21 protein-coding genes and 1 pseudogene are annotated in these 21709 nt (G+C 49.4%); 13 read left to right on the top strand and 9 right to left on the bottom strand.

What is annotated here, in order from left to right; genetic code table 11:
* Positions 1 to 17: 17 nt before the first annotated feature.
* Both K0C01_RS12015 and K0C01_RS12020 read left to right on the top strand, forming a co-directional pair.
* On the top strand, positions 18 to 311 hold the full coding sequence (locus tag K0C01_RS12015) for a hypothetical protein (RefSeq protein WP_221169931.1): 294 nt from the start codon (positions 18 to 20) through the stop codon (positions 309 to 311).
* Between the two features lie 85 nt (positions 312 to 396).
* On the top strand, positions 397 to 1620 hold the full coding sequence (locus tag K0C01_RS12020; RefSeq protein WP_221169932.1) for a DUF5305 family protein: 1224 nt from the start codon (positions 397 to 399) through the stop codon (positions 1618 to 1620).
* Positions 1621 to 1723: 103 nt separating this feature from the next.
* Here the strand turns inward: K0C01_RS12020 and tnpC are convergent, their stop codons facing one another.
* The 3 genes from tnpC to K0C01_RS12035 all read right to left on the bottom strand — a co-directional run bounded on the left by tnpC (position 1724) and on the right by K0C01_RS12035 (position 4147).
* Positions 1724 to 3178: an IS66 family transposase gene (gene tnpC, locus K0C01_RS12025; protein ID WP_221169933.1), complete on the bottom strand. Its 1455-nt coding sequence runs from the start codon at positions 3176 to 3178 to the stop codon at positions 1724 to 1726.
* A 394-nt stretch (positions 3179 to 3572) separates the two neighbouring features.
* The gene (locus tag K0C01_RS12030) at positions 3573 to 3713 is read right to left on the bottom strand and encodes a hypothetical protein (protein ID WP_221169934.1); all 141 of its coding nucleotides are present in this window, start codon (positions 3711 to 3713) and stop codon (positions 3573 to 3575) included.
* Positions 3714 to 3907: 194 nt separating this feature from the next.
* Complete coding sequence (locus K0C01_RS12035) at positions 3908 to 4147, bottom strand: hypothetical protein (protein ID WP_221169935.1); 240 nt, start codon at positions 4145 to 4147, stop codon at positions 3908 to 3910.
* Here K0C01_RS12035 and K0C01_RS12040 point away from each other — a divergent pair, their 5' ends adjacent.
* Together K0C01_RS12040 and K0C01_RS12045 are read left to right on the top strand one after the other, a co-directional pair.
* Complete coding sequence (locus K0C01_RS12040) at positions 4148 to 4465, top strand: acetamidase/formamidase family protein (protein WP_221169936.1); 318 nt, start codon at positions 4148 to 4150, stop codon at positions 4463 to 4465. It begins immediately after the preceding gene.
* Between the two features lie 12 nt (positions 4466 to 4477).
* Positions 4478 to 4690 (top strand): hypothetical protein, encoded by a 213-nt coding sequence (locus K0C01_RS12045; protein ID WP_221169937.1) that lies wholly within the window; start codon positions 4478 to 4480, stop codon positions 4688 to 4690.
* A 105-nt stretch (positions 4691 to 4795) separates the two neighbouring features.
* Here the strand turns inward: K0C01_RS12045 and K0C01_RS12050 are convergent, their stop codons facing one another.
* The 4 genes from K0C01_RS12050 to K0C01_RS12065 form a co-directional block, all read right to left on the bottom strand.
* The gene (locus K0C01_RS12050) at positions 4796 to 5383 is read right to left on the bottom strand and encodes a hypothetical protein (protein ID WP_221169938.1); all 588 of its coding nucleotides are present in this window, start codon (positions 5381 to 5383) and stop codon (positions 4796 to 4798) included.
* A gap of 2 nt (positions 5384 to 5385) precedes the next feature.
* Positions 5386 to 5952, bottom strand: a complete 567-nt coding sequence (locus tag K0C01_RS12055) for a hypothetical protein (protein ID WP_221169939.1) — start codon at positions 5950 to 5952, stop codon at positions 5386 to 5388.
* A 27-nt stretch (positions 5953 to 5979) separates the two neighbouring features.
* Positions 5980 to 6654: a hypothetical protein gene (locus K0C01_RS12060; RefSeq protein ID WP_221169940.1), complete on the bottom strand. Its 675-nt coding sequence runs from the start codon at positions 6652 to 6654 to the stop codon at positions 5980 to 5982.
* A gap of 687 nt (positions 6655 to 7341) precedes the next feature.
* Positions 7342 to 7725, bottom strand: a complete 384-nt coding sequence (locus K0C01_RS12065; RefSeq protein ID WP_221169941.1) for a hypothetical protein — start codon at positions 7723 to 7725, stop codon at positions 7342 to 7344.
* 865 nt (positions 7726 to 8590) lie between these two features.
* Between K0C01_RS12065 and K0C01_RS12070 the strand changes: the two genes are divergently transcribed.
* From K0C01_RS12070 to K0C01_RS12080, 3 genes are all read left to right on the top strand, one after another.
* On the top strand, positions 8591 to 9136 hold the full coding sequence (locus K0C01_RS12070; protein ID WP_221169942.1) for a site-specific integrase: 546 nt from the start codon (positions 8591 to 8593) through the stop codon (positions 9134 to 9136).
* Positions 9137 to 9482: 346 nt separating this feature from the next.
* Positions 9483 to 9680: an AbrB/MazE/SpoVT family DNA-binding domain-containing protein gene (locus tag K0C01_RS12075; RefSeq protein WP_259372374.1), complete on the top strand. Its 198-nt coding sequence runs from the start codon at positions 9483 to 9485 to the stop codon at positions 9678 to 9680.
* Positions 9677 to 10063, top strand: coding sequence for a PIN domain-containing protein (locus K0C01_RS12080; RefSeq protein ID WP_221169944.1), 387 nt, complete (start codon positions 9677 to 9679; stop codon positions 10061 to 10063). Before K0C01_RS12075 ends, K0C01_RS12080 begins: the two co-directional genes overlap by 4 nt.
* A 211-nt stretch (positions 10064 to 10274) precedes the next feature.
* Here K0C01_RS12080 and K0C01_RS13105 read toward each other — a convergent pair.
* Positions 10275 to 10522 (bottom strand): annotated as a pseudogene (locus K0C01_RS13105) (transposase); the annotation flags it as partial.
* On the opposite strand from K0C01_RS13105, the gene K0C01_RS12085 reads away from it, so the two are divergent.
* Complete coding sequence (locus tag K0C01_RS12085) at positions 10501 to 10968, top strand: hypothetical protein (RefSeq protein ID WP_221169945.1); 468 nt, start codon at positions 10501 to 10503, stop codon at positions 10966 to 10968. The pseudogene K0C01_RS13105 and the gene K0C01_RS12085 overlap by 22 nt on opposite strands.
* A gap of 158 nt (positions 10969 to 11126) precedes the next feature.
* On the opposite strand, the gene K0C01_RS12090 is transcribed toward K0C01_RS12085, so the two are convergent.
* Positions 11127 to 11357, bottom strand: a complete 231-nt coding sequence (locus tag K0C01_RS12090) for a hypothetical protein (RefSeq protein WP_221169946.1) — start codon at positions 11355 to 11357, stop codon at positions 11127 to 11129.
* Between the two features lie 540 nt (positions 11358 to 11897).
* Between K0C01_RS12090 and K0C01_RS12095 the strand changes: the two genes are divergently transcribed.
* The 5 genes from K0C01_RS12095 to K0C01_RS12115 all read left to right on the top strand — a co-directional run bounded on the left by K0C01_RS12095 (position 11898) and on the right by K0C01_RS12115 (position 20720).
* Complete coding sequence (locus tag K0C01_RS12095) at positions 11898 to 12305, top strand: hypothetical protein (RefSeq protein ID WP_221169947.1); 408 nt, start codon at positions 11898 to 11900, stop codon at positions 12303 to 12305.
* Positions 12306 to 13288: 983 nt separating this feature from the next.
* Complete coding sequence (locus K0C01_RS12100; protein WP_221169948.1) at positions 13289 to 13771, top strand: hypothetical protein; 483 nt, start codon at positions 13289 to 13291, stop codon at positions 13769 to 13771.
* Positions 13772 to 14258: 487 nt separating this feature from the next.
* A complete protein-coding gene (locus K0C01_RS12105) occupies positions 14259 to 14435 on the top strand; it encodes a hypothetical protein (protein WP_221169949.1) in 177 nt (58 codons plus the stop codon).
* Between the two features lie 1981 nt (positions 14436 to 16416).
* Positions 16417 to 17337, top strand: a complete 921-nt coding sequence (locus K0C01_RS12110; protein WP_221169950.1) for a DUF1102 domain-containing protein — start codon at positions 16417 to 16419, stop codon at positions 17335 to 17337.
* Entirely contained in the window at positions 17334 to 20720 is a 3387-nt protein-coding gene (locus tag K0C01_RS12115) for a choice-of-anchor L domain-containing protein (RefSeq protein WP_221169951.1), read from the top strand. Before K0C01_RS12110 ends, K0C01_RS12115 begins: the two co-directional genes overlap by 4 nt.
* Positions 20721 to 21709 lie beyond the last annotated feature (989 nt).

Genomic DNA, 21709 nt, shown 5'->3' on the forward strand with positions numbered 1-21709 from the left:
AAGCTGAGACAGATGGTATGAACGTCTCGACTGATCGGATGACACTGGGACCACAGTCATTCGAGGAGTATAATGTGTCAATTACCGCTCCAGAAGAGACTGGACATAGCCGATATTATCTAACTGAACACCGGTATTTACACGTTCTACCGTTGCCGCTGATTGAGGCATTGCATGATCTGCATCCGTGGTTACCGATTATTGCAATTAATCTGTTCCTTGGTGGTGGCATCTATGCGCTTGGTCGGTTGATTTTGCCTTCTGGCCGAGCGCGGTTCCGTACCCGTTCAAAAACCCGAGCACCTGAATAACAATGATTCAGACACACTCTATACCTTGTTTCCGGCTGCCGGTTGTATCGAACAATAATCAGACACAGACAATTGTTGTAAGACCATGAGTGAAGAGGCACCCCCGATGTGGAAGCTTCGGATGAAGTCGGTTATTGATCAGTGGTTTTTGCCAATTGTTGTTATTTGTTTATTGTTGGTCGCTGCTGGTGGTTTTCTGGTGTATACGGGCGTCGCTGATCCGGGTGAAAGTGAAGAGCAGGAAGTTGTTGCCAGTGCGCAGTATGATTCCTCATTCGATTATTCGGTAGTCGTGGATGAGGACGTAGAAATTGAAGGTGAGACAGTATTCAGAGCTGGCGAGCGACAACCGTCAGGGCAGAGTTTTTATCTCAGAGATGTTGGAACAACCGTTGAGGGATCACTTGATATTAACACCGATGCAAACGAATTCGAAAACTTCTCGCTTGCTCAGGATCCGGAGGTTGTAGTTTCGCTTGAAGGAACCAGCGATGGCCAGCAGATATGGGATGTCAAGTCTGAAATAGAGGACCACACGACAGAAGTTGGAGATGATGAAGCTTCAATAGAATTCGAATTTGATGTTACAGACATTGAAGACCGGATTAGCGATGCTGAGGGTGCAGTCGGTGGTGCTGTCGATGTAGAAGCCGAAGTGCTGGTATCGACAACAGTTGCTGGATCGCTTGATGGAGAAGAGCGGTTCGTTGAAGAGACAGGATCAATTGATGTTGATATTGGTACGACAACGTTTGAGCTTGACGCAGATCATGAAGTAAGCCCTGAACCGGGTGTGACAGCCAATCCGGGTCAAATACAGATTGTGGAGCTAACGACAACGACGGAGTCACCGTCATACATTCAGGGAATGCTCGGGGTATTACTCATTGTTGGTGGTCTTGGCGGAATTGGTATTGCTGGGATTTCATTCCGGACAATGGATCTGCCACCATCCAAGGAAGAACAGTCTTGGCTCGAGTATCAGAGTGATCGGGATGAGTTCGATGAGTGGATCACACAGATTGAGCTATCCGAAACTGATAGGGAACACCCAACTGCGGAGGCTGAGACACTTGCTGATCTTGTTGATTTTGCGATTGATACGAACAACAGTGTCATGTATGATCCAGCAGATGAGACGTATTCGGTTGTTCATGATGAAACACGGTACGTGTTCACGCCACCAGAGCCGCCAGAGGATCCTGCATTGTTTGGTCAGTTTGCTGTTTCAGCTCCGGGTTCGGAAAATGGAGATTCTGAAAGTGAAGAAGAGGTGGAATCAAAATCTTCGGAAGACCCGGGGTCATAGTGGGATTTGGTTTCCACATTAGTTGCTTATCTGGGAATAAATGGTCGATTCCTGTGAAGGTAGTTGGATAGCGGAAATGAGAATCGGCCGGTAGAGATGTCTCTCACGGTGATTCTACTTCTCTACCACCAAGCACCGACTGCAACTGCGATGGCGGATCAAGCCCACGTCTCTGCCACGTCGCTAACATCGTCGTGATTGTCTCGTGAATTCGGACGCCGTCAGCTGATCGGAGGCTTCGGAATATCTTCCGCAGGACAACCTGTTCGCGCAGAGCGCGCTCTGCGCGATTATTCGTTGAATCCACCTCTGGCTCTGTCACAAACGTCAGCCAGTGGCCGAGCCCGTTTCTGATTTTCTCGATCAGATCTGTAACCTCTTCGTTGGCGTATTCCTGCCGAGTAAGCCCCTCTAAGTGCAACATAGCCTCCGCCCGCTTCTCTTGGCGGGCGGAGGCAGATGGATCTCTCTCGGTAAACGTGGTCAGATCGTCGTGAAGCTCATGCAACTCTTCAGACAGCTGCTGTGCCTCATCGTACCGGTCAGCAACGAACTCAACCTCTCGCAACAGATGGGCCCAACATCGCTGTAACTTCGGATGATACGCTGGATACGCCGACCAGCCGTCACAACTGAGTGTCGAGTCCTCGGCGAATTCCTCGCCGAGGACGGCCTCTAACACCTGACTGCCTCGGCTCTGCTCCACCGTGTACAGCACCTCATCCTCGGTTACGAACGTCCAGACCCAATACTGCTCGCCATCCACGGAAAATCCTGTCTCGTCAACGTAAACCACTTCGCTCTCGGCCACACTCTCTTTGACTTCCTTGTATGCGGGTCGCAGCCGGTCTGCGACCCGCTCGGTCAGATTGTAGATCGTCCGGTGGGAGATTGGTTCGTCGAGCTTCCAGTCGAAGAGTTCAGCTTGTTTGCGATTTGGGAGCCGTTCGTGGAACCGGCCAAGAGCGGTTTGGGCCATGATATTTGGCCCAAAACGCCCGGTCTGTGGGCAATCCGGATGTTCAGCGACTACTTCGTTTCCGCAGGAGCACTCGTGTTTCCCAAGCTTGTACTCAACGACGGTTGTTGGGATAGGGAGCGGCGTGTCAATGACAATTTGAGACGTGTAGCTGTCTGGATCGGTGAGAACGTGCTCACAATCGGGACAAAAGCCGTTGTCAACGATGCGTGTTTCTTCTGGCTCTGGCGGTGTTCTGGTTGTTCCCTCGTGGCCTTCGTCACGTCCGGGCGAAGAGTCGCTGGCGGCATCATCGCCGCCAGCTGACTCTTCTTCATCGGCTGTCTCGTTATCACCGGAGCCATTGCGGCCACCACCTCTTCCAGCACCACCCTTCTTGCTGGATGGCGTGTGGGCATTTTCGTATTGCTTGAGCTTTGCTTCAAGTTCGTCGATACGACTGCTCATTTCAGCAATTTGGTGACGAAGGTGCTGATTTTCTGCGCGAAGTCTAATGACTTCCCGACGGAGGGCTGTCTTGCTATCGGTTCGGATCGCCGAATCTATCGAGTTCGGCGATCCGTCTGTCCCGAGAGACACTCTTGGCTCGGCAGATGTTCGCCAGCAACGAATCAGCTACGAATTCGACTGGGCTGCTATCCAACTACCTGTGAAGTATTTCGGAAACAAGTCTTAAGACACCCAGCTCAATTTTTCTGTAGAATTTTGCTATTAGGGTGGGCGATCTTCTCAATAGTCTCTCTCTGTCTGACTGTCCGAAAAGAATGACAGTGGAGTCTTTATTGCTGAGTTCTGCAGCGATCACTGGCAAGAATTCGAGGTTGTCACCCCCGCCGTGTGAATGGTCATAATCATACGCGAGGGTTCTTACTCGGTTCTTGTAGTTCGGGGCCTTCCGTCAGCCAAGAGTTGCCGGCCTGCTGGAGAACCGATGGTCATTCCAGAGTTTTGTGGCTGTCGCGAGGTGTCCAAATCAATCTACGTCAATGTTGCCGAGTCCAGTGATGTCACCCTGATCCACATCAGGGATATCGAGGAAGAATATTGTCACACCAGTGCCGAAAGCATGCACAAACGCGAAGGCGTCTTCAGTGGTGGTCCTTTCATTGACCACAGGTATCCGGAGTGAGGACATTGGTCAGAAAGCTATGTCGAAGGCACCGATAAGGATGCTATCAAGTATAAGAACTATGGGGACAGCGCCTTATTGTTCGGGTTTGAGTTTGTATCTGCTGCCGTCTTCGACGATAATTGGTAGGTTGACATGTTCGTCGACGAAAACTGCCCTGAGTGGCTAGCCCAGCAGGTTTAGAGGCAATGGCAATTCCCACGAACTCCCGCTGGCATCCCACCTCGCTGTACAAGCCCGATCAGATGTCCGTCGCCGTCGGCTACCAATGCCCCTTTGTGGGCAATGTCGCCACCACGCCCATCCGGACGTTTTTGGATTCGCATAACGCCGGTAATTTCGGGCAGTTGTTGATCGGTGCTGATAACGAGTACGGCCTCGATGACGAGTCGGAACTGGCCGACCGGACCGACAGCCATATGGACTCGAATGAAGTCAGGCCGGGAGCGACGTTGATCTGTCCGGCAGAGATTAAGAGAGTTAAACTGTACATCAGTGGTCTACACGCAAACCAGGGTGATGGTGAGCTACCTCTACATACGACCGATGTCAGTGGCAAAACCGAGCTAACTGTCGAGGTCGTTGACGCTCTCGAACTTGATGGACCAATCTTATTGCCAAACGGGCCCGATCTCCACGACATTGATCAGCCCTATACCTACGAGGAGTCCATCGCCGCAGAAGGACTTGTAAATGAATACGATGTTGATACGCTCCATGATATGGTACCTATGTAGTTTATCGGCTCTGTGGCAACAATCAACGATGCCACTGGGAATGCCTTTGATCGGGCGGGATCACTGCTTGGGATGACCGAAGGGGAGATCCGCGCCCGATCGACGTTTACTGGCGGTGTTGAGATTGCCCGCCAGCCCGGTGTGGTGCAGTTGTCAATGCTGGTGCCTGAAGCTGAGATTGGTCATGAGGAGCTGTTTGGCTTTGTAACAAAACATTATAAATGAATATACTATAGGTAATGAGTCCCTACGCGGTACGTTTTGCAAATTAATGGAGGATATTTCTGCACAATCAGGAAAAATATAAAAATTATATTGAAGGAAATTTCGCTAATCGTTCTCAACTATGTTAACATCGTCTGAAGGTTCTTCCGCTGTTGTGATAATCTTGGCGTCGATGTCATCAGTTTCGGATGTTTCTGTATCTAATATAAACTTCACATCTATTCCAGAAGTGTCGATCTTAATACCAATCGGCACCTCTCCTTCTCCAATTTCTATCTTCCCAACAGCTTCCTCCCCGTCCAACGGCTCATTACGGTTGTCTCCAAGAATAAAGTCAATACCGTCTATGTCGACATTATCGAAGTCTCCCTCAAGGTAGACTGTCTGAGTGCCTTGGTTCTCAACGAAAAAAACGTCCTCAAGAACGTATACGGAGTTTGATCCCGGTCCACGGGAGTCAGCTGGATCTCCTATGACATCGTTTATATCGAACTGGATTTTCCCATCGCTAATCGACGAATAAGCAGGCCCTTCGTCCTCATTGGGTACGAGACGCAAGAGCGCATCTCTGTCACCAGCAACTTCAACTGTGAGTTGACGCTCCGCCTCAACACTCGTGAATGCACCTGTGCCTGCGGCCACGCCACCAACAGCGGCGATACCGAGAGTTCCAAGTAGTCGTCGTCGCTTCATAATTAACTGGCCACCTCCTGATCTGCGTTAAGCGTGATAGTGTCGATAATTTCGTCGTCTGGTCCAACTCCGGAAGTATCAAACTCAATGTCGACATCCACTGATTCTCCTACGGTGAGATCAACAGCATTCTCTGACCCGTCGTTTAGTTCATTACCGTCTTGATCAGTGAATGTGACCACATCTGGCGAGCTGCCGCTTACTTCAAACCAGAGTCCTACTTCATCATCTCCTTCATTAGTAACCCGGAACACCTGGCTGATTCGGGTAGTTGCTTCTGAGTTGAGGGCGCCAAATGTGAGTATCAATCGCCCCGTATCGTTGTCAATCTGTGCATAAGGTTCGTCTTGTGCTCCTGGCACCCGAAGCTGGTCGTTGTCTGAGGGATCGTCTGGGACTTCCCCATTGTCATCAAGTGGCACCGGCGATAAGTATGCATCTGTGTCGTCGACGACTTCAACTGAAACTTCCCGATCTGCTTCTACGCTAGTGAATGCCCCAGACCCAATCGTTACTACCGCCCCTGCAGTGCTTGCGCCGAGCCCGAGAATGAAGTTGCGCCGGTTCATATCTTTACTCTCTTATTACCCGGAAGTTCAATCGCGCCAATCGACGTTTGTAAGATCATCAACGCTGAAATCGGGATCATCATCGGGACTGTCATACTGGTCGACATCATCATATTCTCCAAGATCTCTAAAGTAGACTTCATCTGGAGTGGCCGCTTGGATGGTAATTGATTCATCGACATCGCTTTCCCCATCCCCAAAGAATCCAACGTCGGTCAGCTTCTCTCCGGGCTTGAGGTACAGCAAGTCATCTCGCGGACCACCAAGTGGTGGGTTCCCTGACTGGTCACCGACACCGAGACCGGTATCTGGTCTATAAGTCTCGGAGTTATCTGCGAAAAAGCCCCAGTCGTCAGGCTGATCTTCAATCCACACAAGAACCGCTTGTGTACCCTGATTTGTGATGTTGAAGAGACTCCGAATAATTGTTGTGGCGTCTTCGTTAACACCGCTTGGGTCCTGATCAAGGTTACCATTGTTATCAGACACATCAATCCCGACCACATCGTCTTCGACAGTAACGTAGTCAGCATTTGGTGAATCGTCTGTCTCACTAAACGCCAGCAGAGCATCTGAATCATCAGCCACGTCTACAGTAATATCTCGGTCTGCTTCCACACTTGTGAACGCACCAGTACTTACAGCGGCTGCACTTCCAGCGGACAATGCGCCCAGTCCAATTAGGAATTTGCGTCGTTCCATTGTTGATCACTTTTGTTTGGTAACACCCTCATCCGACTGTTCTTCCCTGACCGTTCGCCCCTGCGAGGGTGCTTATCTGCACATATATACCCCCACTTATATTGTAATAAGCCGCCAGAAAGCACCGAAGGTAATTGGTGAATAGTAGAGAGTTGTCGAATCAGATACCTTCCAAGACAACAACAGTTGCTTGTGTCTGTTTGAATTCATTCATGATTTACAATCATTCCGGAAAGAATGGGCTGATATCCGTATCAATGTGCGCTTTCGGCTGTTCGCGAGACAAAAATAACTGTATACATTTTATAGAACAAGTATATCTTCCAAGAATACCCCAATAATAGACCACACCAGTTTGATCTCCGATCCGGGAGTAGAGTGATACTATTGCCGTACAGTCATACCATCAAAGCTCTCTTTCGACAATACTGGGAAAGTATCGCTGTATGTCTCGACAATAACAGACCAAGCAGTATGCTAAAGCACTCCAGCTGATCTCTTGCTGTACATAGAAGAACAATGTACACAGACGGATCACAAGCGAAGCCGGATAATAATGGGTTCGTATGAAGCGATATATAGAGAAGCTATAATCTGCATCAAACGGGAACTGCGAACTAATCTGCGAATTGTACTGTATAGAAATCGAGGAAAGGAGTTCACAATCCGGGTAATCCCCCGGTTCCACTACCCAATCTCTGTACTGACTTCAATTGATACCCCCTTCCCCTCTGCATGTATGATAACTTCATTTGCGTCAGTCGGCAGATCATACAGTGCAGTCTCTTGTGTTCCCGGCCCCACGACCCATTCAGTGTCATATTGAGACTCGGGTGGATCACCAGCCTCGACCTGGGTAATAGTTATTTCATTTGCGAATCGATTGACGATGGTTACGTTCACATCCCCAGCTTCTTGTTCGGCTGTAACACCTAAATAGGCATCTTCATCATCAACGACAGACACATCCACCGGTCGGTCAGCTTCCATAGCTGAAAACCCGCCAGCACCAAGGACCAACATTCCAACGGCAAGCACCAACAACGCAAAGCTGGCCTGGCGGAGTGACATTATTGATAGCCCCGGAGAAACGGTGTTGGTGTATTGACGGTGGAGTCAGACTGTATGATCGAACCAACAGGGCTAGCGTCACTGGCCCCCCGATGGTATGGTAACACAGCCCCCCGGCGATGCATGCTCCCGGTCCGCAATTGGGATCTACTGTCGCCAGTGGAACACACAAATTGCCCTCTTGATTCGATCATACGCATGTATATATTAGATACACCACAATTGTATCAAGTTGCCTGAGATACATCTTGGAGAGCTTTCTGTGGTGCTAATCGAGAATTATGCGGCATCAACAGGTCCTTTCAGTTGTTCAGATCAGCGCTCCGTCTGCGATTTTGATTTAGACAGGGATAATCTTCATAGCTTCCGGTTATCTTGATTGATTTGTCATCATAAGGTGTTATAGAATGGTTGTCACACTCCGCTTCTGCCCTCCCGAATCGCTCGATACAGGTAGTTCTCCAAGCAGGGTAGCGACCGTCTTCTCCGAACCTTGTCAGAATCACCGTGCAAGATGTAGAGGTTCTATGCAGTATACCGGAGAGATGCCGATTTACTCGTATGTTATTGGTTCCCGATGACGAGATGACTTAAATGCATTTGCCTTATAAATCTTCCATAACCAGAAGATCCTGGGCGATGAACGAAGACAGCAACCAATCATCAAACGAAAACCGCCCCCGAGGAATTCTCTCGGAAGCAGATAGAGAATATTTACAGGGGGAAAAGGACTTGTCAGAAGGTGCAGAGAGAAACGCCCGTCAAAGAATACGAGAGCGGGTGACGGAGGGCTTACGAGATTTCGAACTGCTATGGATGTGCCTCTCCGACCGTGACTTGGAATTGATATTCTATCCTGAGGAAGATGATGAACGTCGCAGACTCAGGTCGTGGTCTCACCACGCAATCGCATTCATTCGTCTCGGTCTTTGGACCAACCGTGATCCCCACGCCGACAGAATTACAGACGCCATTGAACAGGCAGCATTCGCAGCAGGCTGGGCTACTAATCTTGAGATTAATTTATCGAAGGAACGTTTACCAGAAGGGAGGGAAGCCACGCGACGCGTATCTTCCTGCGTCAGTCGAACGAGATCTCCAGCAGTTCCAAAACTCACAGAACATCGCCCCGAAAGACCCATTTGTTGACCTCGAACCCCGGGGTGTGCGTGCTGACATCAAACGCGTTGCTCAGCGGACGGCCGAAGAAACAGGGACCAGCGACTTCAACCACGTGAGCTCTCACGATCTTCGCCGCCGGTTTGCTCAGCGCCTGTTGGTTGATGAAAACATGAATCCACGCGTTGTGATGGCCGTTGGCGGCTGGGATTCCTTCCAAGCGATAGAGCCGTATCTGAATGCTCCCAGTCCTGATGTTGTCGACGATGCGTTCGACGCTGCTGAGCTTTGAACCAGCCAACATCTAACTGCCGCAACAGTGCCTACGCGACAGAGCTACTAACGAAGGCTCTGATAAAGAGTGACGACAGTACCAACTGAGATTCTGTTCAGAAGTCGCGCGCGTTACTGGTCTGCATCGTCCACCTCCGGCGTCGCTTCCATTCATCTGCACGTCGAACGGTGAGCGACGCGACCGGACTGTCTGCCTCGTTCTTTTGTGGGACAGATAATCAATCTTTGGGAAAAGCTCTTTATTTGTGCCACACAAATGGGCGACTATGTCAGTCGAAACGGATTCGCACGGGCGACTGTACCTGTCCTCAGAACTGAGGCAGAAGTACGGTGAGAAGTTCCATGTGGTCGAATACGAGGACCGTCTCGAACTCATCCCCATCGACGATGACCCGCTTCAGGCGATTCGTGAAGCAGCTGGCGACGCATTCGAAGGGGAGTCGATAGAAGAACTCCGTGAAGAAGCGAGAGAGCAGGCACAAAGAGATGCCGAAGAGGGGTTCGAACGCGGGAAACGCGCGGCGGGGGATAACGACGAATGACGGCGTACGTAGAGACAGACTTTCTCCTTGCCCTCGCCAAAGACTCTGACTGGCTCAAAGACCGAGCAGAAGAAAAACTGGAAGAACGCGACGTCGTCACGTCCACGTATTCGTATCTGGAGATTCTGCTCATCAGAGAACGCCACGAGTTCGACTACATCAAACTGTTTTCGAATATGCTCGATGTTGTTCCCGTCGAGACCGAGGAAGAACGCCAGATCGTGCTCAAGGCTGTGAATTACTTCGAGGACGGAATGACCGCATTCGATGCCTTCCACGCTGCTACTGCCGAAACCCGCGGCCATTCTATCCTAAGCTCTGACAAAGCGTACGAGAACGTCGATCCCGAGCGTCTCCCGTTGGAACCGGACACCGACGATTGACATCTTCCCCGCCCTGAACAGTAGTTGCCGAATCAGACTTTCGTCGAGGCAACTACGACGGAGTTGGCTCCGGGATCGCAGCGAGTGTGACTTTTCTCCCAGTGCTGGGTGACCGAAGGATACGAGGGAACGCCGTCGGGCGGCGTTCCCGAGCAATACCTCTCAAGAAACCACTCACTAACCGGGTTTCCGGTCGAAACAAGAGGCTATACTAACCGTAGTCAGTCACAACAAGTCGTCGAAAGATTCGCGTCGAAATCGGCGGTCTCTTCGGCTGGTACTCACCACCGACGAGGACGTTTACCAGAACCCACAGATTGTACAGTCCGACCGCGAACAAAAAGTAAAATAATCGAACCGAGAACGTCTCGCCGACGTTCTCGGCAAAAAGTCACCAATCTGCCGATATGAGGTTTTGATGCCCCAGCGGCGGCGGAATGCAGCCGCGTACGCTTTCGCTGTTGAATTTTATTGTCAATCTTGATGGCCCAACAGAGGAACTTCTAGTTAACGAGATTGGATCGACATCCGGCGTAGCTGCAGTACCAACTGAATTCGGAGATTATGTGTTCGATATTGATGCCGATGGCCCTTGGAGCATCACCGTTGGTCAGCCATTCGCACCCCCCGAAGAAGTCCGCACTGTCCCAAATGAAGCCAGTGGACAGGGGCCGGCTGTTGTTGGTCCACTCGAGATTGAAGACCAAGTGACAGTCAGTGGAGAACATAGTGGTGAGAGTAACTTTATCGTAAACGCATACGATGAAGGCGATAGTGGAACGTTCGACGGAGAGTTGATTTTTAATGATATAGGAGAAGTTGACGATGCAACACTGGTTGACTATCCCGGGATCATCTGGTTCGATATTGAGGCTGATGGTGAATGGTCCCTGTCTATTGAATAAAGTGCTCGGTTGAATAGTGGTGATTGAGTAAGCAGGTGGGATGTGAATCGGGTTGTGAGTTGGTAACTCGCGTAATCACAAAACTCGAACTGCTTCTGTCATATTCAGAGAATACTATTCAACAGAGCACTATAAACGAAAATTGATATTGTCTGTCGTTACTCGTCGAGGAAGTCCCTGATGTCTTCGCCGGGCTTTCCTTCAATCCGGTGGTGCTCCATCCCAAAGTCCTCGTTGTACTCGATGACGTCCATATGGTCATCATCGTTTGAAACGCTTATTACGTCACCACCGGAGCGACCGAGCTGGTCAAGGTCGAACTCCTCGTCGTACCGGAAGCCACCCAGGTCGTCCCCATGCCGTTCGAAGGTGGGGTTATCGTCCATCATAGTGATTCACCGTGGGCAATACCACATTCCTTATTATTAATCTATTTATATTAAACTTTACTCCGAGGGATACACAGGTTTAGTACTGAACCTGTGCAATCAATACTCTGTGGAGTGTTCTACAACACCCTCATACTATGACTGTTGAGTTAATGTCAGGGGGGTGTTTCAAAGCGTTCAGAGGAATGATAAATACACTGTTATGCCAGTCAAAAGCACTGTAACTCTCTTCCATCATATATGTTACGAGTTCACAGTGGTTTGAGTCAGACGGTTCTTGATTACGTAGTTGAGAAAATCCCTGAGAAACAAAAATAACTCCAGTGATTTGAGCAAAATCCAACTTGCTTGTCATCGTTACAGTAAGTGACTCGGCCAACACGACTGCCACCAACCCTTGAAAAATCAGGAGTCCGTCACAATGTGAAAGACACAGAGGTTTAGTCAACTCCTGTTGATTTCACGCAGGTTGTTCTGTTGAGAATTCTCACGGCCGACCAGTTACGATTTAACTGTCATTCTCTTACTCTCAGATGGTCCATGACTGAGTCTCCGTGCGAGCTTTTTGAGCAACGAGGTGGGCTTGAAATTTACATTGAGCGGGTGGAAGGCGATCAGCCCCGGTATCATGTTGAGGGGCAAGTTGATCGGTTGCAGTCTTTTTGGAGTCTTGAGAAGGCTCGGTTATACTGCGATGTCTATGCATATGTTGGGGGGTTTCGCGAAGAGAAGACTGGAGAGCGAGGGGCTCCGCCAACCATTGCGATGGCCAGAGAAGATGTACTCATGGCGTATTATGCCGCCCAGCCGACCATGTCGATCGATTGGGTTGCGGGCTTTTTTGATGAGGATCCGGCCGTGATTCGACGGTATATCAACAACCTCCGACAGGGAACCACGAACCTTCCAGGCTATACTGGTGACTCAACGGACTCAACAGATCGTTAACACCGGTTTAGTTTCTCCCTGTTTGCTGGGCTCACGTTGGACTCATCGTTTGAATTTCTTTTTTGCTAGTTATTGCTGTGCTTGGCCTGTTTTGACAGATCGGCATTGTTGAGTTTTCTCCCCAATGTGTCGCTTAGTTCTGCATAGATCTGAAGATAGTAGCCTTATGTATCATAATGGACGTAAGTAGCCGTCTTGTAACATAAGGGGAGTTCATATTCCTACAGCGTGGGTGCACATGCCTTTGAAAATCTCCGGTGGTAACCTTCGGTAAGGGTGGTATACAGTGGTTCTCTACGTGCTAGTATAACCGCGAACCAGTCAATTGGAATTGATCAGCCGATTAATAGGTACGTGCGTAGTGAACTTACCCCGCCCTACTCCGCTCGGGCTGTACCCTCGCTTCGTTGAGGACGGGGCTTCCTGCCTTTCGGCGTGGATTTTCTGTTTCAGCGACGGAACTTGCATCCATCGTGGACACAGCGATGCCAGTCTCCGCAGGCGTTGCTTTGGATTGTCTCAACCCTACTCGATGATGACGGCGATGGTAGAGCCCGACCGTGGGTATGATCCCACTCGAAGCCAGCCTCACGAGTGAATCCCGTCACAATTCAGTGCTTGGTAGCAATTGACTTGAATGCTTTTGCTGTGGATGAGTGACAGCTGTGTCCCCGACCTACTCGCTTCCCGTTGGTCGCTCCTTAAGGACGGAAACGTAGCCTGTAAGAGTTAAATAGTGGAGGTCTGATTGATTATAACTGGGCTGTCATAGAACGGTTAGTATACCAGCGAGGGCGACAATCTTACTGAAATCTGCCAAGAACGGCGTGCAAGATATAGAGGATAAGTGTGCCTCGGCGCGTTCTGCCACGACATCTATTTTGTAGATGCCTATAGGCGGAGTTGTACCTCGTCAATACCCATGCGTACAGGTGACCTGTCTCCACAACAAATACTTTGTCGATCCGCCACAAATCGTCGCCATGGGAACAACGGCTGGGACAGCCCCGCCTCGGGTCATGCGGGGCATGGCGATGCTCGTTGGCTCGTACGCAATGTATGTTGTTGTCTTTGGTATTCTCTCGGGGTGGTTGACACTGCTTGCTGGTACCCTTGTTGGAACCGTTGAGGTGGCGCCAGGTGCCCACTGGTTCTTCGCACTGCTTGGTGGAGCAATTCTATTTGTCGGGGTTGGCGGAGTTGTAATTGCATACGGGCTCTGGCAGGCACGTTCTTGGGCGTGGGTTGGCGGGTTCGGGCTTGCAGGAATAGAAACTGTTGTTACGATATTCAGGGTCGTGGGTGATGAGTCCCTTCAGGACCTCGGCTACGCCGAAGCAGCAGGCGGTTGGGTTGGACTGATGATTTTTTGGGCGCTTGCTGGGCTCCTCTGGAGGCATCGGCGGTATTATCTCAGTGAACAAACGCTCACCCGGCTGCCGGGGTCAGTTCCTGACGCCGACTAACAACAGTCAGAGTACCACTCAGTTACTCAAATACTATCAGTATCTCCTGTGAGGCAGTATACAACACTTGCGCCCTACATCTTGCAGGCCACTCAGAATATCACTTGGAACTGGTAGGATTCTCGCCGTTCGATAAGCAGACTAACTGGCTAAATGATTCATCACCGGCAGTTCTGAAATCAACCCTCCTGTGAACTCTTCTATGACACCCTCTTGTCATCACGTAGTACTGTCCTACGAGCAGTCATTACTGGGATACTGCACATGAACACACTGTGACGGCAACATAGTAGATGATCCGGCTGGGTGTAATGTATGCTATTAGGTTTTAGATCATAGGTGGGTCGAAAAGAGGTACAGTGAGATAACACTGCATCTCAGCAATTGGTTTATGATTATACGCTAACCGCAGGTCAGTGTAACGTTAATATCCACAGACATTTGCTGGCAGCAAGACACTCAAGTGTGTCACTGAGTATGTAATTGTATGTCAGGAAGTGACGCAAAAGCCGCAGGCATGACTGCAGCAATGATTAGCGTGGCAGTAACAATGGTCGTAACCCTGCTTGTGACGCCACCGTGGAGCCGTCTAACGATTCTACTTGGTGTTGCACTTGCAGCATACTTCAGTGCATCAGCAGCTGTGGCAGAGTACAAGCGCTAAACTGAAATCGAGGAAAAGTTGGCAGCGCGTTATGACGACTTCGCATAATTCCCAGAAATCGAACTCAATCACCGGGAACGTCATTGAACAGGCCATAATTAATCCGGTAACAGATAACTTGACCTCCTCCCACGGTTGACCCCTTGGGATTCCTCTCGCGTGGGCAATCCAGCCCGGTGCTGGTTCTCACCGGAGGCAAAATTCCCCTTCGCGGGTACTCTGGTTTGTGCGTTCCGTTTCAGCCCTCACAAAGAGGGTCTGTTGGGGATCCGATCACGGCACGCCGCTTCGTGTTGTCGCGAAGCGTGCGTCCACCGTCGTGTTCTCTCAGGTGGGCACAGGCCGGGCCATCGGCCTCACCGCCGTTCCAGTCTGGTGTAGCAGTGGCAAATACGGGGCAGGTCGCTTTTTAGTTGTAGCGGAGACACCAATCCAACTCCACGTTTCCCCCAACTTGCCTATTGTATTATATGTTCTCAGGTGAGTAAAGGGGAAGGATTGCAGTCGACTGTACAGCAGTGGGTTGTTTCATCGTGTTGTCGCTCACACCCACCGCCAAAGCGGATGGGCTTCCGCTTGATACGTGTTAAGTGAAAGTCCGTACGTGGTACTACGTGACGAAGTCGTGTTAACATGTGCAATTGTGATCTCAGGAGCTGAACTAGTCGTGGATGATATTATTTGTCGACTTTAGCGCAGCAGAGACCAGCGATATTATTATCATACAGGTTCGGCTAAGTGCAGCACTAATCATGCTGATAAAAGCCGTCTTGGTTAATTGCTGCGAGATCAACAAAGCTATCGGGCATCCAATAACTGAGTAGAACGGTTCAGCATCGGTATGATGTCACTGTACATTCTGGGCTTATGTCATCTTAGTTATCATAGTTGCTTGCTTTCTCAAGATATTATTCTGACTATTAGGAAGCCATCTACATAACACGGGATTATGAAATACATATGACGCTGTGAACCCAAACAGCCACAAGCGGCCAAGTGGCCTATGTATTGATCGGCCAAATAAGAATGCTTGCGCTGGTATGCAGCATACAAACCGCGTATGTTGCACAGTAGATCACGGCTAAAACTATTACTTTCCTGTTCCTTCAGCTAATTCTGTCATTTGACCACCTGCTCCGAAACGCCATTTTGGTAGCATCGATGAATTCATCGGTTTCACCGGTCGAATTCCTGCTGTAAAAGATCTCTATCTCCGGTGAGCACAGATCTCAGAGGGCCCCAGTTATTTTTTGAGGGACGATTCGTCTTCGTACACTGCCTCGATCCAATTGTCCCAGTTACTATTGACCGATGCAGACCTATAAACCAAATTATATTTATTATGCAGCTTAACGTTATCAGAATCAGCTGGTATTGAGGCATGAGGAGCGAAGGTTCTGGTTTCACAAAGCATAGCTTGCCGGTAAGTCCTCTCTTTTATCGATCTCCTTAGGCGTCTTATTTTCAGAGAAAATATCGTAATGTCGCATGTCTTCGTAGGTAGTTGGTGCCTATTTCTCCCATCAGCTGTGTTGTCGAGGCTACCGTGTAATCTCCGTTTTGAGTGAAGAAACAGAGGCAGCGGTGATCTTGATAGAAGCGTGGTTTTAGGATTCTTAAATACCGAACCAGATTTTTCTCTATCAATTTTCATTCCATAGACCGCTATTTCAATCAGATCACGGCTCACAGCTTTCGCTACCCTGCATAATGTCACCCTCTAACTTTGACACTCCCCTGTTCAATCACAAAAACGTATGAGGGCCAAACCAGCAGTATTCACCAGTATAGCAATACCGACACTAGCTTAATATCAAAATATCGTTTGGTAATCGGTATTTGCTCTATCTCAATGTCTGTTATCGCCGCTTCAGGACTTGACTGATCTTTCAGTGTACGATCAGCTTGTTGCTCAGGCAGCACATATTAAAGATAGTTTGCGTAGAATACGACCGTAGCTTTGCACGTGCTGTGAGCACTCATGGACGACAGTACAAGAAAAACAATCGCAACATTAGGAGGACTCTCGGCTATCGCTGGGGCAGCTGCGGGCACAGGCGCATTCTCTCGGACAGAAGCAACCCGTGGTGTTAACGTTCAGGTTGCAGGCGACGCTGATGCGTATTTAGGATTAGAACCAGCTCCGGACAGCCCTAACTCAAGTTACGCTTCCATCGATGACGATGGGCACCTTCAAATCAAAATGTCGGAAGGAAATGATGACACAATCGGAGACGGGGTTAATCCGAACGCAATTACGAATTTTGAGTCGGTATTTCAGATCACTAACCAAGGCACTCAGAGGATTAACGTCTGGATTGAGCATGACTCCGAGTATGTTGATTTTGAGATCAACGGACAGGTGATTGAATCTCCTGAGGAGTCGGTTTCAGTTGATGTCGGGGAGTCAGAGATAGTGGATATCGTGGTAGACACTCGGGAAGAGCCGGTGCCATCCGACGGCGACATGCTGCTCGAGGAGATAGTCATCTACGCGGATACCGATGCTGGAGCTGAGCCACCCGCGGTGGATGCAACACGGATCGTTAGCGATGATGAAGTTTCACAGGGCGACTCAACAACGGTGACGATCACCGTTGATCTGGATACGGTTTCTGATGTGGATGTATTCGAACGGTTTGACCCTGACCTCGGAACAGCCTCGTTCGAGTCCGCCAGCGTTGAAGGATCGATTGTTTCACCATCGTTCGTTGATCTGGACACGGGAGGAGGAGTCGTGCTGTTCGACGGAATCGGTACTGGCGAGTTAATAGTTGAGTATACGCTGCGGGTGGCATCGGACGCCGATACGGGAGAATATCAATTTGATCCGAACTCCATCGGCATCAATACGAGCGAACAACCAGTTGAAGGTGTGGATACAATTGAGGTAGTTACATGAGTAGGAAGGACTCCGACAAGCCAGTACACCAAAGATTGGTAAGTTTGTCTAGGAGAAAAGCCATTCAATTATCAGGAACGCTACCAATCGTCAAACTACCGTCAGTAGCGAGTGCCGACAAAGATGGTGATCTCGAACGCAAAGGCGAGAAGCGCAGCGGGAGTGATGTTGCCCCTTTGGACCTCTCATCAAATGCCGCTAATGTAATTTCAACGGAAAAATTTGAAGAAAAAATTGAGGAGACAGCATTCAGAGGAGTCAACGAGCAATTAAAAATATTCTCGGAAGAACTTCAGGGATTCCCACATGAGGGAGATGAGTTTGTGGTAATAAGTAGCGGGGATGCAGGCGAAGCGTCGAATCATCCAGAATTCTTTGCAAGTACGTGGTGGGAGAATGATCGCCATATATCTGACTATTCGCCAGATGGATACGATGCTTTCTGTGTGGCGGAACTTGACGTCACTTTCCGTGTCCCAGAGGGCGCGGAGGGAATCGCGTTTGACTATAAATTTGGAACCGAGGAGAACCCAACGTTTCTTGGAAGTATATATCAAGATTTCTTCGAAGCGCTTCTGTACGAACCAGACGATGTTACAAATATTGCACAGATTGACGGGAACCCGGTCACAGTCGATAGCGCTGCCGGAGTATCGAATGCGCCGAACGGTAGCTCTGTTGATCCTGAACCGCCGTTTCCAGAGCCGTCAGATGTCGCATACAACGCTGTTACCGAATTACAAACGGTAACACATGACATCTCGAACCACCAAGGTGAGACACTCACGCTCCGGTTTCGGATTGCCGACGCGAGTGATGGTTTGTACGACAGCGCCGTGTTTCTTGATAATCTCCGATTCACAGATGAAGTTGAGAGGGATTTGTTACCGCTTGAGCAGGAGCTTGAATCGTTCGAGTCAGCGTTCAAAGGTCTTCTTAATGGACATATGGAAGCTCAGGCTCACTATACAGCTTTATTGTACGAAGAGTTCAGATCTGACTATGCCGATCTGGTTACTGATTATTGGGGATACAAAGCTGGTGAAATTCCCGGGAATGAGCTTGATGAGGAGCCTCGTGATATCGCCGATGCAAGTCTCAACAGCTACAAAGATGAAAGTGATTACGAAATTACCGATGGACAAGCCATGGATTTCTATCGGTTCTATGATGAACTCTTTGATAATCTTGAAGATAAGGATGAAATAGAGGTCATCAAAGAGATCACATACCAACATTACGTTGGAGAATATCCTGGGCAAGAATATCCGTTCAGTTTTGATGAGGGAGAAAGATTTATTGATATTATGGAGGACGACTGGGAAATTGTGGGTGCAGCGGTCGATCAAATAATGTCTAATCACGATCCGACACAAAGTGAAATTCAATCCTTAGCCACAATTATTCAAGATCTAACTAATCGTCTCTCCGCAAGAAAACAGGAGCTTATTGAGGCAAAAGAACACGAGGCAGAGGCACTAATCTCAGCTGGCGATGAGGATGAACTTGAAGTCAGCGGGCAAGTCTTTGAAGATTCCACGGACCTCGCGGGTGATGAGGTTGGAGTTCAGATTGGGCCTGCGAAGTTCGCGCTTATAATTTTAGGTCTCGGGATTCTGGGAAAGGGAGCTGGATACTTAACAACTCGGTGTAGTGGAACCTTCGTACTGTCTCGTCATGACGCAGTTGAACATTCTACAGTATCAGTTTCACGTCCAGATAGGGCTTTCCTCAGTCAAGTTAATTCGGGCATAAATATGATAACCCACTTAAGCTCCTTTGCTGATGTGATGGAAGAAGACGGACTTGAGACTGAATTCGCTGGATCTGTGTTTGTAGGGGGGTTCAAGAAGGGAAGCGTAACTGCTGGTAAGAGTCTTGTCATCGAAACTTTAGAACTATCTCTTCAATGGGCACTCGCTCAGGATGCTGATGCAGAAATCAGATTTGATAAACTTCCTGACGTGACGGAGAAGGCCGAGCTGGGTCTATGGGATCGATTTATACATTGGGGGAAGAGTTTTTGGGACTGGTTCTGGCCATGGTACAGCTATAGCCGACCCGAGATAGGGGAAGCAGAAGGGAAAATTACGATCGAGAACACCGGCAATACGATATTCACCCCCGTAATTGGTTCGGATTACAGACTTTTTGATGGGGAGAAAATAAGTGGTGCTGGATTTGCTGTGGATTTTGATGGAGATAATAGTCCAATGTATACTGGCGATACTCGGTCATTTGATGTAACATATCAAGCACCCTTAGACGAAGGAATACGCGCAGGAGAAATCGACATTGAAATCGGTATGAAACCTGAAGCTGATGCATGGGACCCACCAACTGATATTGGAGACTTCTTGCCGATTAGCCTTTGTGAGACTGACTATATTGAAACAGGAGATAGAGTGGTTGAATCATTTGGCGTTGGTAACAACACCTCGGTAGAGACTATTAATGAGAACGATCTTGCTGAAGGGGAAACCGACGAGTTTTCGTATATCCCAGAAGAGGACTCAGAATCGGTATTCTTAAGCCTCCACTATACAGATCACTATGCAGATTTCCTTCTAATCGATGAGGACGGCAATCGAACGGGACGTGACGACGGCGAAACCGTGACAGAAATCCCCGATTCCATTTACTCCGGACGTGACACGGGTGAGCGCAATCGCGAGTGGATCTTACTCGAAGACGTACACAATGAGGAATACACTGTTCGTGTGCATGCCCCCGTAGTTGGAACAGTACCCGGAAACAACGAAGGAGACGAGGGATCTGGAGAAGAAATCAAAGCTTCATCCCTTCAGATCGCCAGTAATTTGTCTAGCCTCTCAGTACCATACAAGATTACGTCGACGGCTGTTCCCACGCTGCCGCCATTCCTTGATATCTCCCCATCAAACATCACGTTCGACGAACCGGTGGCCCGCGGGGATTCACCTGAATTTGCTATTGTCCTCAGTGAAACGAACGAAGACACAGCTATCAATCAAGTAGAACTGGTTGCAGGCGATCTTGAACATGTTGATAATGAGCAGTCAATCTCGGGGGATCACATCAAGTTCGAGTCAACATCGGTGTCGCTTGATGCTGGGGAAAGAAAGACCGTCGAGACAACAATTAACATACCAAGGGACGCGTCTAGTGGCATGTATACCGGAAATATCGAGGTGACTGGGAGCGACGAAACGGCAGGAGGAGATTCCATGATAGAGTTAACTATTAACGTTCAATTAGCGGCTGAAGATTATGCCGATCCCGATGGAGTTATTCGGTTCAATGGGCTCCGTGACGCAATCGCTGACTGGCGTAATGGTGTGATCACGAAAGCATTGTTGGAGGATGTCATTGATGCGTGGCGAACACGGCGGGAGATAGACTAAGCATCTGCTTCACATCTTCTATTTCGACAATGCACATCGACGACTTAGGCAGCTACATTCGTGTTCTCGTCTTCGAGAATTACGGAGTCAAGACCTCTTGTGACAAGACGAACCGTGCGAAGCTCGACGGTGTCGAAAAGATTCAAAGCTACCTCTTAGAACGATTTGACGACATTTCCACTGTTGAGCGTGTCGATAATCTGCTATTGATCCCCTCATGCTCTGGAGACGTGAGTTAACGAACCTAGTGATCAATAGTCCCACATCAGGGATCTCAAAGACAGTATCCACAACAAGATTTAGGCCCACGTCTGACGTTCAGATACTTTCTATGATGCGACAGACGAACAGTCGCCGAAGTGAAGTACCACGGGCGCGGTGGTCCGTGGCTTCGCCGTGGTCTCTAGCGTGGAGCCAGCGAAACGACCGGTGGCGAATTTAATTCCGCCCGCGCTCGTCCCTGTGGGGACTCGCGTGGAACCGGTAACACCCAAACACACCGGGAGTGCCACCGCAACAGAGGTCGTCTGTTGCAGCCGTGGCGGGTGTGTCCGTGGGCGTCCGCCCCTTCACGAGGGCGCGACACAGGCCCGGCGTCGTTCGAAAATCTCTGATTTTCATGATCACGAAAGACGGAGTCTTTCGGACGACACCGCGTCTTACCCCGAAGTGGGTGCGCGGGTTTTGCGAGGCCGATAACGTGGGTTCCATACTGTAGTAGGGCGTCCCGATACTTAAAAACAGGGACGCAGCCGAGCGGACGCGCTTCACCCCCGCCCACGGTGGGGCGGGGAACTCGCGCTGCTTTTCGTTTAGACAAGGAGAAGACGCGTGGACTTGACATGGAAATCCTCTCGAAGTTCGCTATATTCGAAGCAAAAAGGCTTGGAAACGACAAAATTACAGACTTCACGTCACGGCATCGATGACCCTCAAACACACCGATTCTAAAGAGAAGACGGTCGCAGTAGAGATTCAGGCTATTGGCG

This window comes from Salinarchaeum sp. IM2453 (assembly GCF_019693215.1).
In the GTDB taxonomy this organism is placed as follows: domain Archaea; phylum Halobacteriota; class Halobacteria; order Halobacteriales; family Salinarchaeaceae; genus IM2453.